Source organism: Streptomyces sp. NPDC025651, from assembly GCF_055558735.1.
In genome coordinates this window covers 1,391,016-1,404,515 of record NZ_JBVHLZ010000001.1, presented here as the reverse complement: position 1 = coordinate 1,404,515, position 13,500 = coordinate 1,391,016, and the positions used below count along the sequence as shown (strand labels likewise).

Here is a 13,500-nt window from a genome sequence, read left to right as displayed (position 1 = left end):
CCTGGGCGCAGCAACCCCCGTACAGTGGGATCCAGTTGCGGTGTCCCGGGAATCGGACTGACGGGGGTACGGACGTGACGGTCGACGGCGGTCCAGTCGTGCACGGCTACCCCCATCTGGAGACCGTGCGCGCCGCCCTCACCGCGCTCTACAAACGCCTTTCGTACGACACCGTCCACACCTTCGACACCAGCGTCGCCCCGGCCGACGTGGCCTTCAGCGACCAGGACGACCTGCACCTCGGCGTGCAGCGCGTGGCCCGAGAGATGGTGCGGCACCTGCGTCTTCCGGACGCCCGGATGATCGTCAGCTTCCGCGAGATGGAACACGCCGCGTACGTCGAACTCGCCGCGGGGCCCGAGTACTTCATCGAGCTGAACGACCGCTTCCGCACGCATCGCAGGGACATCGGCGCCGCGCTCGCCCACGAGGTCATGCACGTGTACCTGCACCGGCTCGACCTGTCGTTCCCCGGCACGCGCGACAACGAGATCCTGACCGACACCGCCACCACGTACCTGGGGGCGGGCTGGCTGCTGCTCGACGCCTACCGCGAGGACGGCGCCTCCTCGCAGAAGCTCGGCTATCTCACGCCGGAGGAGTTCGGATACGTCCTGGCCAAGCGGGCGTTGGCGTTCGGCGAGGCGCCGGAGACCTGGTTCACCAGCGCCCAGGCGTACACGGCGTACACGAAGGGGCTCGCCCAGGCCCGCCGCGACGAACAGCAGCCACCGCTGACGGCCGCGGGCTGGGCGGGCCGGCGGCGGTACGCGAAGGACCGGCGGTACGCGCAGGAACACGGGTCCGCGAGTGCCGCGGGGGCGGCGGGGCCGCGGGGCGGGACCGCGGGAGCGTACTCCTTCACCTCCGACGGCCTCGGCACGCTCCGGGTGTCGTTCCCCTGCCCCACCTGTCACCAGCGGATCCGGGTGCCGGCGCGGGGGCGGGTGCGGGCGCGGTGCACACTGTGCCGGACGGTCCTGGAGTGCGACGCGTAGCCGGGGGCCCGGCCGGGATCCCGCCGGGCCGCGCCCCCGAAGGACTCGCTAGTCGCTGCCCCAATGCGAGGGCCGCTCAAGGGAGTCGGGCAGCTTCGTCCGCTCGTCGCCCCTGGCCGCGTTCACCTGCGTCTGCGTGAGGAAGAGCGCGCCGGTGAGGTCGGCGCCCCGCAGGTCCGCGTCGCGGAAGTCCACGCCGATCAGGTCGGCCGCCCGCAGATCGGCGTCGCGCAGGTCGGCGGCGATGAGGTACGCGCCGCGGAGGTCGGCGCCCTTGAGGTCGGCGCCCTTGAGCCGGGCTCCGAAGAGGTCGGCGCCGCGGCGGTTCTTCTTCTTGCCGCCCTTGCGCAGGTGCTCGGCGCGGACGAGCTCGCTGGTGCGCAGGAGAAGGGTGTTGACGTCCTGGCGGTGGGCGGCCACGTCCGTGGCGGCGACGGCCTCGGGAGTGCCACCGGCGAGGCGCTCCGTCTTGTCGAGGGCGCGCTTCAGGTCCGCGGCGATCGGCCGCGTCTGCGGGTGGCTGAGCGCCTCGGTCACGTACCAGAGCAGTTCGTGTAGTTGCCGCATGATCGGGAACACCTCGAACATCTGCCGCGCGGTGGCCGGATCCTCGCGCCAGTCACGGCCCTCGAAGGTGCCCTGGGAGACGTGCTGTCCGGCTCCGAAGCAGTCGTACACCGTGCAGCCGCGGTAGCCCTTCTTCCGCAGATCGCGGTGGATGCCGCAGCGGAAGTCCTCCTGGAGGTTGGCGCAGGGCTTGCCTGCGTCCTTGTTCACGGGGAAGTCCGAGGACGCGGAGAAGGCGAGGGCCACGCAGCAGAGCCCGAAACAGCTGCCGCAGTCGGCGCGCAACGCGGCGCGGTCGTCTTCCAGCAGGGGCAACGCGACGACTTCGCGCTCCGATGACATCGAACGGGCTCCTTCGGACCGTGGTGCGGTGGTACGGGATGGTACGCGCAGGTAGGTGATGGTACGCGCGGGCAGGTGATGGTGCCGGTCCACGGACCGCGCCCGCTCATCCATCGCGGGGCAAACGGGCGCGGGGGCGGGAGGCACCCGCCGCGCCCGGCGGACCAGGGGATACCGCCGGGCAGTGGGCGACCGGGGTCACGCCGTCCCGCGGCGCCCCCCGGCCCCGCTGCCGGGACGACCGCCCCGGCGGGCACGGCCTCCGCCGTTGCCCGCACCCGCGGAGGAGCCCCCGGAGCCGCCCCGAGGGCGACGCCGCCGCTGCGAGGAGCGCGCCGCCGGCGCCTGCGCGGGCTGCGGCACCTCGATCACCACCGGCACGCCCGACGGCTCGCGCGCCCCGGTGATCCGCGTCAGCTCCTCGTCGGACGAGGAGACCCGCGCCGTGTGGGGCCGGATGTCCGCGTCGGACATCAGGCGCGTCATGTCCCGCTTCTCGTCCGGCAGGACGAGCGTGACGACGCTGCCCGACTCCCCCGCCCGCGCGGTGCGCCCGCCCCGGTGCAGGTAGTCCTTGTGGTCGGTCGGCGGGTCCACGTTCACGACCAGGTCGAGGTCGTCGACGTGGATGCCGCGCGCCGCGACGTTCGTCGCGATCAGCGCGGTGACCTGGCCGTTCTTGAACTGGTCGAGCGTCCGGTTGCGCTGCGGCTGCGAGCGCCCGCCGTGCAGCCCGGAGGCCCGCACGCCGTTGGCGAGCAGCCGCTTGGTGAAGCGGTCCACCGCCCGCTTGGTGTCCAGGAACATGATCACTCGGCCCTCGCGGGCCGCGATCCGCAGCGCGACGGCCTTCTTGTCCGTCTCGTCGGCGACGTACAGCACGTGGTGCTCCATCGTCGTGACCGCGCCCGCGGACGGGTCGACGGAGTGCACGACGGGGTCGGTCAGGAACATCCGGACCAGGCGGTCGATGTTCTTGTCCAGCGTCGCCGAGAACAGCATCGTCTGGCCGCCTTGCTCGACCTGCTTGAGCAGCGCCGTGACCTGCGGCATGAAGCCCATGTCGGCCATCTGGTCGGCCTCGTCGAGAACCGTCGTGCGCACCCGCGAGAGATCGCAGTCGCCGCGCTCGATCAGGTCCTTGAGGCGCCCGGGGGTGGCGACGAGGACCTCGGCGCCGCGGCGGAGCGTGCCCGCCTGCTTGCCGATCGACAGGCCGCCGACGACCGTCGCGACACGGAGGTTCACCGACGTCGCGTACGGCGTGAGCGCGTCCGTCACCTGCTGGGCCAGCTCGCGCGTGGGGACCAGGACCATGGCGAGCGGCGCCTTCGACTCGGCGCGCCGCCCGGCGGTGCGGGCCAGGAGGGCGAGGCCGAAGGCGAGGGTCTTGCCGGATCCGGTGCGCCCGCGGCCGAGGATGTCGCGCCCCGCCAGGGAGTTGGGGAGGGTGGCGGCCTGGATCGGGAAGGGGTCCGTGACGCCCTGGGCGGCCAGCGTCTTCAGCAGGGCCTCGGGCATGTCCAGTTCACCGAAGGCCTCGACGGCCGGCAGCGCGGGCGTGCGGGTCTCGGGCAGTGCGAATTCGCCGCCCTGGACCGGCCTCGGCTTGCGGCTCCCGGTTTTCTTCGCGGAATGCGAGGAGCGTGCCGAGCCGTTCGGCCTGCCCTTTCCTTGTGCGCCTGCGGGGCGCTTGCGTGCGGGGCGTGCCGGGCGTTCGGGGCGGTTCATACGGAAATGCCTTCCTGGTCGCTGGACTTCCGGACCTCTGAGCCGGTGCGGCTCTGGGCCCGTCGGGCCCGATGACAGCGCAAGCCGAGGCCCGCACCGTGACGGTGCGGGCCTCGGCTGTGAGGTTCGCGCGCTGCGACGATCAGGCAGGAACGATGTTCTCGGCCTGCAGGCCCTTCTGGCCCTGGGTCACCTCGAAGGAGACCTTCTGGCCCTCCAGGAGCTCACGGAAGCCGGAGGACGCGATGTTCGAGTAGTGGGCGAAGACGTCGGGGCCGCCGCCGTCCTGCTCGATGAAGCCGAAGCCCTTTTCCGAGTTGAACCACTTAACGGTGCCGGTTGCCATGTCAATCTCCTCAACAGGGGCAGAGTATGGAGAACCACGGAATTGTGAATCTCCAGCGCTGCAATGACCCCCATACCGGAGAGAACCGGAAAAACAATAATGCGCCCTCGGAGCATTCCCGTCAGGCGCACATAAAGTTCATGGGTACCAAAACTGCAACACAGAACTTTAACACGGACACGGCACCCCTTGTTCCGGGCCCCCGTGAGACGCACGACACTCGGCACGCACGCCGCCCCACAGGGGTCACAGCTCTCGCCCCGACGCCCGTCCGCCTCTACATAATTGACGATTCGTCAGTACTTCGAGCGTATCCCTTCCTCCCTCGCGGGCGCCTCGCTACCTTCACCGGACCACCCACCCAAACAATCGCTTGGTTGGGGCACCAGCGCCGATGGGAAGGCGGACCGATGCGCATCTCTCGTACCCGTACCGCGACCGGACTGGCGATCTCCGCGCTCGCCCTGGGCACCCTGCCCGCCTGGGCCGCCCCTTCCGAATCCGTCACGGGTGGTGACACCTCCATCACCTTCCGCCACGCCCCGTCCCACCCCCAGGCGCCCGCCCTCCGGAGCCAGATCCCCCTCCAGGGCGCCGTCAACGTACGCGACGTGGGCGGCCTTCCGACCATCGACGGCGAGCAGGTCCGCCGCGGCCAGGTCTTCCGCGCGGACGCCCTCAGCAAGCTCACCGACGCCGACCTCGCCACCGTCTCCAGGCTCGGCCTGAAGAAGGTCATCGACTTCCGGGTGGCCGCCGAGGTGCGGTACGACGGAGCCGACCGGCTGCCCGACGGACTCTCCCCCACCTCCCGGCCGGTCACCGACAACGGCCTGTTCACCCAGCTCCTCACCGCGATCGGCTCCAAGGACCCGGTCAAGCAGGAGGAGATACTCGGAGGCGGCAGGGCCGCCGCGTTCATGCGGGAGGTGTACCGCACCTTCGTCACCGACTCCACCAACCGCGCGCAGTTCGCGGCCACCCTGCGCGACATCGCGAACAGCCGCTCGCCGCTGCTCTACCACTGCACGTCGGGCAAGGACCGCACCGGCTGGACGACGTACCTCCTGCTGCGCCTGGTCGGCGTCTCCGAGCGCACGGCCGTGGGCGACTACCTGGCCTCCAACACCTACCGCGCCGCGTACGACGCGAAGCTCCGCGAGGCGCTCAAGCAGAGCGGCATGATGCAGAACCCGGACCTGATCATCCCGCTGCAGGAGGTCCGCACCGACTACCTCGACACGGCCCTGGCCGAGGCGGCCAAGCGCTACGGCGGCCTGCGGGGCTATCTCACCAACGGCCTCGGGCTCGACCCGGGCACGATCCTGAAGCTGCGCGAGCGCATGGTGGACTAGCCCACGATCAGCCCCGCCCGCCCGTCAGCCCACGATCCCGCCCGCCCGCGCCGCCGCGAGCCACGCCGGGAACTCGCCCACGAGCTGGTCGTACAGCCGGTCGTCCGGCACCGCGAGCGGGTCCGCCCCTGCGTGGAAGAAGCCCGCGTTGTCGACGGGGCGCTTCGCGGGGACGGCGAGCTCGTCGAGCCTGCGCAGATAGTCGAACTGCTTGCTCGCCGGATCGCCGAAGCCGATGAACTGCCAGAACAGGGGAAGCCTCGCCGCCTTGCACAGATAGCGCTCGGCGGCGAGCTTGTTGACCGGACCGCCGTCGGTCTGGAAGACCACGAGGGCGGGCACGGTGGAGCCGCTGTCGACGTAGTGGTCGATGACCGCGTCCATCGCCAGGTGGTAGCTGGTCCTGCCCATGTGCCCGAGCCCGGCGACGATCTCGTCGATCCGGCCGCGGTGGTTGTCGAGCGCGACCTCCGTCACCGCGTCGACGTCCGTGGAGAAGAAGACGGTGGGCACGACCCCGTCGTCGTCGAGGTGCGCGCAGAGGCCGAGCACCCGGTCGGCGAGCGCCTGGACGCTGCCGTCCTCGTAGTAGGGCCGCATGGAGCCGGAGTAGTCGACGACGAGATAGACGGCGGCCCGCGCCCCCTCCAGGCCGTGCTTGCGCAGCGAGACCCCCGCGCTCTTGTAGAGGCTGACCAGCGCGGGCGCCGAGTCCTCCACCTTGCGCAGACTGATCGCGGAATCCATGCGTCGCTCCGCCCTTCTCCCTTGCACACATGACTGCTAGACCTTGCGCATATGACTGTCAGTCATATGCCGATTCGCTCCGCATGGAGGGTGGCATGGAATCCCGGAACAAGCGAAACATCACCCACGGCCTGGACGGCAGGACCGTCCTGATCACGGGCGCGGGCCGCGGCCAGGGCGCGGCGGAGGCACGGCTGTTCGCCGGGGCCGGGGCGCGGGTCGTGGTCACGGACGTACGCGAGGAGGAGGGCCGGGCGGTGGCCGGGTCCCTCGGGGACCAAGGGGTGTTCGTACGCCATGACGTCACCGACCCGAAGAGCTGGGCGTCGGCCGTGGCCCGCGCCATGGAGTCCTTCGGGCGGCTCGACGCCCTGGTGAACAACGCCGCGCTGTGGCGCACGGCCTCCGTCGAGGACGAGACGTACGAGAACTTCGAGGCGCTGATCCGGGTCAACCTGCTCGGGCCGTTCCTCGGGATCCAGGCGGTACTGCCCGCGCTGAAGGAGGCGGGCGGCGGGTCGGTCGTGAACATCTCGTCGACGGCCGGCCTCGTCGGCATCCCGGGCCACGCGGCGTACGGCTCGACGAAGTTCGGTCTGCGGGGGCTGACCCGGTCCTCGGCGCTGGACCTCGCGCGGCACCGGGTCCGGGTCAACTCCGTTCACCCGGGGGCGATCGACACCCCGATGATCTCCGCGACCTCGGCCGGGCGGGACTGGTCCCATCTGCCGCTGGGCAGGATGGGCCGCCCGGAGGAGGTCGGCGAGCTGGTGCTCTTCCTGGCGTCGGACGCGTCGTCGTACATCACGGGAGCGGAGTTCACCGTGGACGGCGGGTCGACGACGGGGTGAGCGCGCTGCGGCTCAGTGGCGGCCGGTCAGGAACACCGAACGCAGCGTGAGGCGGTCCGTGGTGGGGTTCCCGTGCGGACGCAGCGTCCAGGAGTCGCCCGTGCAGTCCGGCTCGGTGAACACCATCACCCATTCGTCGGTGTCGTTGTGCGGGGCGAACGCGGGCTCGGAGGAGCCCGGGTCGGCGACCTCGGGGAGCGTGACGCAGCCGGGGCTCACCGGGTCGTGCAGGGTGACCGACCGGGGCGTGCCGTCGAGGCCGACGAACGTGTAGGAGAAGTCGCCGGTGGCGGCGCTCGCCGAGGCCGGCAGGGTGACGACGAGGGCGAGGGCGCCGAGGGCGGCGGCGACCGTGGTGCGAAGGCGCATGAAGTCCTTTTCCTTCGGGGGAGTTGGCCGACCCGCCCGGAACGCGGCGGATCCGCCTGCGCCCTGCCCCGCGCACGTCCTCCGGATGCGCACCGTCCCCCGTACGGGCCTGCCGCATCGATCCTGCCTGCGCCATGTGGGTTACGGCGCGGCTGGTCCGGGTCCCGTCAGGGGCGCGGGGAACTGCGCGAGCAACCACGAAAGGCCGCAGTCGCGTCTGCCGGGATCTCCGCAGACGCGACTGCGGCCTTTCGCGTACTGAGCGCGCAGTTCCCCCGCGCCCCTGGCAGGGCCTACCCCGCCTGGTCCCGGAACGCCGGCAGCGCGAAGATCCGCGTCTTCGCCTCGTCGTCCATCAACTCGACCAGGGGCATGACCAGTTCCCACAGATCCTGCTTGTCGACCTCCCTGGCGAGCGCGTCCAGGTCGGGCTCGGGCAACGCGCCCGCCGCGTCGGCGACGACCTTGCGGGACTCGTCGGGCAGCGCGCCGACCAGCGGCAGGAACTCCGCCCACAGGCCGGTGGCGACGACCGCGCGCACGACGCCGCCGAGCACCTCCGCGCCGCGCAGCGAGGGCAGTTCGGCCACCGCCCGCCGCTCGGCCTCGCTCAGCAGGGCGACCAGCGGCAGCAGGGACTCCCACAGGTCCTGCTCCGCCACGGTCACGACCAGCGCGTCGAGCCGGTCCCCGGGCTGCCCGGCGGCGAGCGAGGCGATGCGGCCGCGCTGTTCCCCCGTCACCATGCCCGCGACGGCGAGCGCCTCGGGCCACAGTCCTTCGGCCGACGCGGAGGCGATGACCGAGGCGAGCCGCCGCTCACCCATCAAGTCGATGATCCCGCCGAGGCGTTCGGGCACGTCGATGGCGAAGCCCGTCCTGAGGACGGCGGCGTCGTCGACCTGCGGCAGGATGCGGCGCAGCGCGGAGTCCGGCAGATGGCCGACGAAGCGCCCCATCGTCAGATGGTCGCCGCGCTCGGCGAGCACCACCGCGATGCGGACGACCAGGTCCTCGTCGAGCCGGTCGACGATGCCCTTGATCCGGCGGGGGTCGAGGTGTCCGCACGACTCGGCCGTGAAGGACACCGGCAGCTTCTCGATGATGTCGGCGGCGCGGGCCGGTTCGAGGCGTCCCGCGACGGCGGCGGCCAGGCGGGGGCCGAGCGCCTTCTGCGAGATGGCGGCCGCGACCCCGGCGGGCACCAGCCTGGTCGCGGACGCGATGCGGTCGAGCATGTCGGGCGCCCGGTCGAAGAGGGCCGCGACGCTCTGCGCGCGGAAGCGGCGTACGTCCTCGACGGGCAGCGCCTGGAGGAAGGCGAGGGTCTCGGGCTCGACGTCGAGCAGGCGAGCGATCTTGAGGGTCTCGGCCCTGCTGCGCAGCTTGTCCATGCTGACTCAGCGCTCCTTGCGGCTAGCGGAAGAGGATCCGGCGGACGGGGCCGCGTGCCAGTGCGGGCACGAGCTTCAGGGCCTCCTCGGCCGCCTCGTTCAGTCCGGCGGCCCGGCTCTCGCGCTGCCGCTCAAGGGCGTCGGCGAGGAGGGTCAGTTGTCCGGGCCTCAACTGCCCGAAGGATTCGGCTGGTTCGTCCCGCAGCTTTGCGCTCAGCTGCTCCCGTGCATCGGTGCTCACGTGGCCTCCCGGATGGCCGCCCGGACTGGGTACGGGTCCCGAGACTGGCGCCGAATTGACTATTAGTCAATAGAGTCGGATCCGGTCACCGGAGGAACGAATCCGGAAGGCGCGCCACCGCGAAAGCGCACGTAATCTTGGCCGAATGAAACGCGCTGGTCTCCTGCTTCTCGTCGCCGTCGCCCCGGTCGCCACGGTGGCCGCCTACCTCATGGGCGGCGACTCCGACCCTGCGGGCGCGGCGGACCGGAAGGCTTCCGGCGCCAAGCGCCCCTACGACGAGGACAAGTCGGCGGCCGAGATCAGGGCCGACGACAAGCTGATCGCGTCGCTGCCGCCCGGCCTCGCCGCCCCCGCCAAGAAGGACCTGGCACAGAAGCTGGTGTCGAGCGCGGAGAACTCGACGCTGAACTGGCGCGGCCAGTACGGCTACATCGAGGACATAGGCGACGGGAACGGCTACACCGCGGGCATCATCGGCTTCTGCACCGGCACCCACGACCTGCTGACCCTCGTCGAGCGCTACACGAAGGACCACCCGGACAACGGCCTGGCCCGCTATCTGCCCGCCCTGCGCAAGGTCGACGGCAGCGACTCGCACGAGGGCCTGGACCCCGGTTTCACCAAGGCGTGGAAGGCCGAGGCCGCCCAGCCCGCCTTCCGGAAGGCCCAGGACCGGACGCGCGACCGCGTCTACTTCGACCCGGCGGTGCGCCTGGCCAAGCTCGACGGGCTCGGCACACTCGGCCAGTTCATCTACTACGACGCGATGGTCCTGCACGGCCCCGGCACGGGCCCCCGCGGCTTCTACGGCCTGCGCGAGGCCGCCGTCGAGGAGGCGGACACCCCGTCCCAGGGCGGCAAGGAGAAGGCGTACCTCGACATCTTCCTCGACATCCGCACCAAGGCGATGAAGGAGAAGAAGGCCCACCGCGACACGACCCGCGTCGAGACGGCCCAGCGCCAGTTCCTCTACGACGGCAACCTGGACCTGAGGACGCCGTTGACGTGGAAGGTGTACGGGGAGACGTTCAAGGTGCCGTAGCCCTCGCGCGCCTCCCCGCGGTACCTCGTCCGTGCGGCCGTCAGCCCTTGACCGCGCCCGCCGCCAGACCCGAGCCCAGCTTCCTGTGCACGATCACGAAGAAGATCATGACCGGCAGGGTGACCAGCGTGGAGCTCGCCATGACCGGGCCCCAGGCCGTCGAGTTCTCACCGAAGAACTGGTAAATGCCCACGGCCGCCGTGTACTTGTCGCTGCCCTTCATGAAGGTGTAGGCGAAGACGAACTCGTTCCACGCCGTGATGAAGGCGAAGATCGAGGTGGCGACGAGTCCGGGCGCGACCAGCGGCAGCAGCACCGACCAGAACATCCGCGGCCAGGACGCCCCGTCGATGTACGCCGCCTCCTCGACCTCCTTGGGCACGGTGGCGACGAAGCCGCGCAGCGTCCAGATGGCGAAGGGCAGGGAGAGGGCGATGTAGACGATGCTCAGCCCGAGCAGGGAGTTGAGCATGTCGTAGTCCCGCATCTGGATGAAGAGCGGGATGACCAGCGCCTCGAGCGGCACCATCTGCACGATCAGGATCATGATCAGCACGGAGGTGCGGAAGCGGAACTTGAACCGTGCCACCGCGATGGCCGCGAAGAGCGAGAGCAGCGCGGCCGCGACGATCGTGGCGAGGCCGACGAGCGCCGAGTTCAGCAGGTACGTACCGAAGTTGCCCTTCTCGAACACGAACGTGAAGTGCTCGAAGCTGACGCCGCTCGGCAGCACGTCCGAGCCGCGCAGGGCGGCCTTCGGGTCGAGTGCCGTGGAGATCATCCAGTAGACGGGGAAGAGCGTGAAGACCAGGAGCGCGACGACCGCGACCGGCAGCCCGATGCGCGAGACGTAAGTGGTGCGGCGGGTACTCACAGGTCCTCCTCCCCCTGCCGGAACAGCGTGCGGATGTAGACGACGGTGATGATGAGCAGCAGCGCGGTCAGCAGGACGGCCGCGGCCGCGCCGGTGCCGTAGTCGTTCTTGGCGAAGGCCTGGATGTAGGAGAAGACGCCGAGGTTGTAGACGTCCTCGTTGGAGCCGTCGCCGCCGGGCTGCAGATAGATCTGGGTGAAGACCTTGAAGTCCCAGATGGTGGAGAGGATGGTCACCACGAGGAAGACGGGCTTGATCGTCGGCACGGTGATGTTCCAGAACCGCTGCCAGGCGTTGGCGCCGTCCAACTCCCCCGCTTCGTAGAGCTCCTTGGGGATCGTCATGAGTCCCGCGAGGACGGTGATCGCGACGAAGGGGAAGCCGTGGTGGATGACGTTGAGCGTGGCGATGGCGTAGAACGGGCCGCGCTCGGTGAACCAGTTGGTGGTCTCCGGGTCGATCAGGCCGACCGCCCCGGCGATCTGGCTGACCATGCCGTCCTGCGGCTGGAAGAGCCAGATCCATACGTACGTCCCTGTCACCGCAGGCATGGCCCAGGCGGCGAGGATCGCGATCGAGCAGAGCACCCGCCAGGTGGGGCCGAGGCGGTTGAGCAGCAGCGCCACGAGGGTGCCGAGCGCGACGGTGAGGCCGACGCAGGCGACGGCGAAGACGACGGTGTTGGGCAGGACCGTCTTCCACAGCAGGCTGCTGCCGAGCAGGTCGGTGTAGTGGTCGAACCCGGTGTACGTCCCCACGCCACCGCCGAACTTGACCTCGTAGTCCTGCAGGGAGAGCTTGCCGACCTGGATCAGCGGCCAGAGCAGCAGGCCCGCGAGGACCACGAGGGAGGGGGCGAGCAGGAGCCAGGGACGGGTGAGGGTGATCAGTTTCTTGCGGCGGCGGGCCGCCTCGGCTCCGCCGTCCGGCTGCCGGGGGCCGCGGCGGGCCGGGGATTCCGGCCCGCCGCTGACGAGCGTGTCTTTCACGGTGTCGTGTCTCTCACGGTGTCGTGTGTTGCACGAGGCTGACGTGCTTGACGGTGGCGAACTCGCCCTCGCCTACTCGTCCTTGGCGAAGATCGCGTCCATGTCCTTCGCGGCCTTGTCCGCCGCGTCCTTGACGGACGACTTGCCGGTGAGGATCGACTGGATCATGCCCGGGATGACCTTCGACGCCTGGATCTCGCCGTACGACTTGGTCTTCGGGACGGTCGCGCCGGCCTCCAGCATCTGCTTGGCGAACGGCTCGACCAGCGGGTCCTTCTTCGCCTCGATCTTCTTCAGCTCGGAGTTCTGGCCGGGGAAGTAGTTGGTCTCCTCGGCCCACTTGGCCGCGAACTGACCGGTGGTCACCAGCTTCACGAACTCCCAGGCGAGGTCCTGGTTCTTCGTGTCGAACGTGGACAGGTAGGAGCCGCCGAGGAAGGACTTGCTCATGCCGCCGTTCTCGCCCGGGATCGGCACCGCGCCGAGCTTGCCCTTGAGGTCCGGGTTCTTGTCGACGATGGCCTTCGGGGTCCAGTTGCCGCCGATGGCCATGGCGACCTCGCCCTTGTTCCAGGCGTCGCCGACCTCCTTCTCCGTCCAGGTGTTGACCTTGGCCGGGGAGACCTTGTCCTTGGTGGCGAGGTCCGTGTAGAACTCGATGCCCTTGACGGCCTCGGGCGAGTTGATGCCGGACTTCCACTTGCCGCCGGACTCGGTGGCGAGTTCGCCGCCCGCGCCCCAGATGAAGGGCGTCGCGAACATCTCGGCACCGCCCGCCACCGGGAAGGAGACGAGCTTCGGCTCCTTCTCCTTGAGCGTCTTGGCGGTCGCCCGGAGCTCCTTCCACGTGGTCGGGGGCTTCAGGTCGTGCTTCTCGAAGATGTCCTTGCGGTAGACGATGGAGCGGACGCCCGCGTACCACGGCATGCCGTACTGCTTGCCGTCGAGCGTGCCCGCGTCCTTGAGGCCCTCGACGAGGTCGTCGTTCAGGCCCGACTTCTTCACCTGGTCGGTGACGTCGACAAGGGCGCCCGTCTCGGCGAACTGCGGCACCCAGGTGGTGCCGACCTCCGCGACGTCGGGCACCTGGTCCTCGCCGCCCTCGATGGCGGTCGTGAACTTCTTCTGGGCGGTGGCCCACTGCTGGTACTCGACCTTGATCTTGGCGCCGGTCTTCTTCTGGAAGGCCTTCTCGGCCTCCTCGAAGAACGGGCGTGCGTCGGGGTTGGTCCCCTCCATGATCCAGACGGTGAGGGTCTTGCCCTTGCCGTCGGTGGCCTCGTCCCCCTTGTCGCCGTCATCGCCACCGCACGCCGTGGCGGTCAGTCCGAGACTCAAGGCGATACAACCAGCGGCGATGACACGTCGATTCATGCCGGCCCCCTCCAGGTTCCGATTGGTGGGAGCGATTGTGGTCACACAGGACAGGGGCGGTCTAGACCCATTGGGATAAGCGGCCGAACCGTAATGAGGGTTGCGACTGACGCAACATACGCTCATGCCGTTGCGCACCACGCAACGCATGCGTCACGGCGCCGCGTCGGTCCGCGCCGCGCCGCCGCGACGGGGACGGCCGCGAACGCCACGGCGCCCGCCTCCGTCCGGTCGGGGACAAAGCGGGCGCCGCGTCAGTTCCGCACACCGTTGTGCG

14 protein-coding genes are annotated in these 13,500 nt (G+C 70.1%); 4 read left to right on the top strand and 10 right to left on the bottom strand.

The features are described from left to right. Positions 1-74: 74 nt before the first annotated feature. Positions 75-998 carry a hypothetical protein gene (locus ACZ4D5_RS06530; RefSeq protein WP_467771195.1) on the top strand — a complete coding sequence of 308 codons (924 nt, stop codon included), beginning with the start codon at positions 75-77 and terminating at the stop codon, positions 996-998. 48 nt (positions 999-1,046) lie between these two features. On the opposite strand, the gene ACZ4D5_RS06525 is transcribed toward ACZ4D5_RS06530, so the two are convergent. The 3 genes from ACZ4D5_RS06525 to ACZ4D5_RS06515 form a co-directional block, all read right to left on the bottom strand. Further along, complete coding sequence (locus ACZ4D5_RS06525) at positions 1,047-1,907, bottom strand: pentapeptide repeat-containing protein (RefSeq protein WP_467771194.1); 861 nt, start codon at positions 1,905-1,907, stop codon at positions 1,047-1,049. Positions 1,908-2,105: 198 nt separating this feature from the next. Then, positions 2,106-3,638, bottom strand: coding sequence for a DEAD/DEAH box helicase (locus ACZ4D5_RS06520; RefSeq protein ID WP_467771193.1), 1,533 nt, complete (start codon positions 3,636-3,638; stop codon positions 2,106-2,108). A 142-nt stretch (positions 3,639-3,780) separates the two neighbouring features. Further along, positions 3,781-3,984, bottom strand: a complete 204-nt coding sequence (locus ACZ4D5_RS06515) for a cold-shock protein (RefSeq protein WP_030362889.1) — start codon at positions 3,982-3,984, stop codon at positions 3,781-3,783. A gap of 410 nt (positions 3,985-4,394) precedes the next feature. Here ACZ4D5_RS06515 and ACZ4D5_RS06510 point away from each other — a divergent pair, with 410 nt between their 5' ends. Further along, positions 4,395-5,339 carry a tyrosine-protein phosphatase gene (locus ACZ4D5_RS06510; RefSeq protein ID WP_467771192.1) on the top strand — a complete coding sequence of 315 codons (945 nt, stop codon included), beginning with the start codon at positions 4,395-4,397 and terminating at the stop codon, positions 5,337-5,339. Positions 5,340-5,363: 24 nt separating this feature from the next. Here ACZ4D5_RS06510 and ACZ4D5_RS06505 read toward each other — a convergent pair whose 3' ends face one another. Continuing rightward, positions 5,364-6,086, bottom strand: coding sequence for a VWA domain-containing protein (locus ACZ4D5_RS06505; protein ID WP_467771191.1), 723 nt, complete (start codon positions 6,084-6,086; stop codon positions 5,364-5,366). 95 nt (positions 6,087-6,181) lie between these two features. On the opposite strand from ACZ4D5_RS06505, the gene ACZ4D5_RS06500 reads away from it, so the two are divergent. After that, positions 6,182-6,937, top strand: a complete 756-nt coding sequence (locus ACZ4D5_RS06500) for an SDR family NAD(P)-dependent oxidoreductase (protein ID WP_467771190.1) — start codon at positions 6,182-6,184, stop codon at positions 6,935-6,937. 12 nt (positions 6,938-6,949) lie between these two features. Here ACZ4D5_RS06500 and ACZ4D5_RS06495 read toward each other — a convergent pair whose 3' ends face one another. From ACZ4D5_RS06495 to ACZ4D5_RS06485, 3 genes are all read right to left on the bottom strand, one after another. Continuing rightward, positions 6,950-7,306 (bottom strand): hypothetical protein, encoded by a 357-nt coding sequence (locus ACZ4D5_RS06495; protein WP_467771189.1) that lies wholly within the window; start codon positions 7,304-7,306, stop codon positions 6,950-6,952. A 293-nt stretch (positions 7,307-7,599) separates the two neighbouring features. Further along, a complete protein-coding gene (locus ACZ4D5_RS06490; protein ID WP_467771188.1) occupies positions 7,600-8,700 on the bottom strand; it encodes a hypothetical protein in 1,101 nt (366 codons plus the stop codon). A 22-nt stretch (positions 8,701-8,722) separates the two neighbouring features. Next, a complete protein-coding gene (locus tag ACZ4D5_RS06485; RefSeq protein ID WP_467771187.1) occupies positions 8,723-8,941 on the bottom strand; it encodes a hypothetical protein in 219 nt (72 codons plus the stop codon). A 145-nt stretch (positions 8,942-9,086) separates the two neighbouring features. On the opposite strand from ACZ4D5_RS06485, the gene ACZ4D5_RS06480 reads away from it, so the two are divergent. After that, positions 9,087-9,986, top strand: a complete 900-nt coding sequence (locus ACZ4D5_RS06480; protein ID WP_467771186.1) for a chitosanase — start codon at positions 9,087-9,089, stop codon at positions 9,984-9,986. A gap of 40 nt (positions 9,987-10,026) precedes the next feature. Here the strand turns inward: ACZ4D5_RS06480 and ACZ4D5_RS06475 are convergent, their stop codons facing one another. The 3 genes from ACZ4D5_RS06475 to ACZ4D5_RS06465 all read right to left on the bottom strand — a co-directional run bounded on the left by ACZ4D5_RS06475 (position 10,027) and on the right by ACZ4D5_RS06465 (position 13,187). Then, positions 10,027-10,860: a carbohydrate ABC transporter permease gene (locus tag ACZ4D5_RS06475; protein ID WP_467771185.1), complete on the bottom strand. Its 834-nt coding sequence runs from the start codon at positions 10,858-10,860 to the stop codon at positions 10,027-10,029. Beyond that, complete coding sequence (locus tag ACZ4D5_RS06470; RefSeq protein WP_467771184.1) at positions 10,857-11,849, bottom strand: carbohydrate ABC transporter permease; 993 nt, start codon at positions 11,847-11,849, stop codon at positions 10,857-10,859. Before ACZ4D5_RS06470 ends, ACZ4D5_RS06475 begins: the two co-directional genes overlap by 4 nt. 72 nt (positions 11,850-11,921) lie before the next feature. Beyond that, positions 11,922-13,187: a sugar ABC transporter substrate-binding protein gene (locus ACZ4D5_RS06465; RefSeq protein WP_467771183.1), complete on the bottom strand. Its 1,266-nt coding sequence runs from the start codon at positions 13,185-13,187 to the stop codon at positions 11,922-11,924. Between the last annotated feature and the right edge of the window lie 313 nt (positions 13,188-13,500).

What these genes read in the sequence shown, in the direction of transcription:
- ACZ4D5_RS06525 (WP_467771194.1), bottom strand. Translation starts at nt 1,907, where the DNA reads ATGTCATCGGAGCGCGAAGTCGTCGCGTTGCCCCTGCTGGAAGACGAC.
- ACZ4D5_RS06520 (WP_467771193.1), bottom strand. Translation starts at nt 3,638, where the DNA reads ATGAACCGCCCCGAACGCCCGGCACGCCCCGCACGCAAGCGCCCCGCA.
- ACZ4D5_RS06515 (WP_030362889.1), bottom strand. Translation starts at nt 3,984, where the DNA reads ATGGCAACCGGCACCGTTAAGTGGTTCAACTCGGAAAAGGGCTTCGGC.
- ACZ4D5_RS06510 (WP_467771192.1), top strand. Translation starts at nt 4,395, where the DNA reads ATGCGCATCTCTCGTACCCGTACCGCGACCGGACTGGCGATCTCCGCG.
- ACZ4D5_RS06505 (WP_467771191.1), bottom strand. Translation starts at nt 6,086, where the DNA reads ATGGATTCCGCGATCAGTCTGCGCAAGGTGGAGGACTCGGCGCCCGCG.
- ACZ4D5_RS06500 (WP_467771190.1), top strand. Translation starts at nt 6,182, where the DNA reads ATGGAATCCCGGAACAAGCGAAACATCACCCACGGCCTGGACGGCAGG.
- ACZ4D5_RS06495 (WP_467771189.1), bottom strand. Translation starts at nt 7,306, where the DNA reads ATGCGCCTTCGCACCACGGTCGCCGCCGCCCTCGGCGCCCTCGCCCTC.
- ACZ4D5_RS06490 (WP_467771188.1), bottom strand. Translation starts at nt 8,700, where the DNA reads ATGGACAAGCTGCGCAGCAGGGCCGAGACCCTCAAGATCGCTCGCCTG.
- ACZ4D5_RS06480 (WP_467771186.1), top strand. Translation starts at nt 9,087, where the DNA reads ATGAAACGCGCTGGTCTCCTGCTTCTCGTCGCCGTCGCCCCGGTCGCC.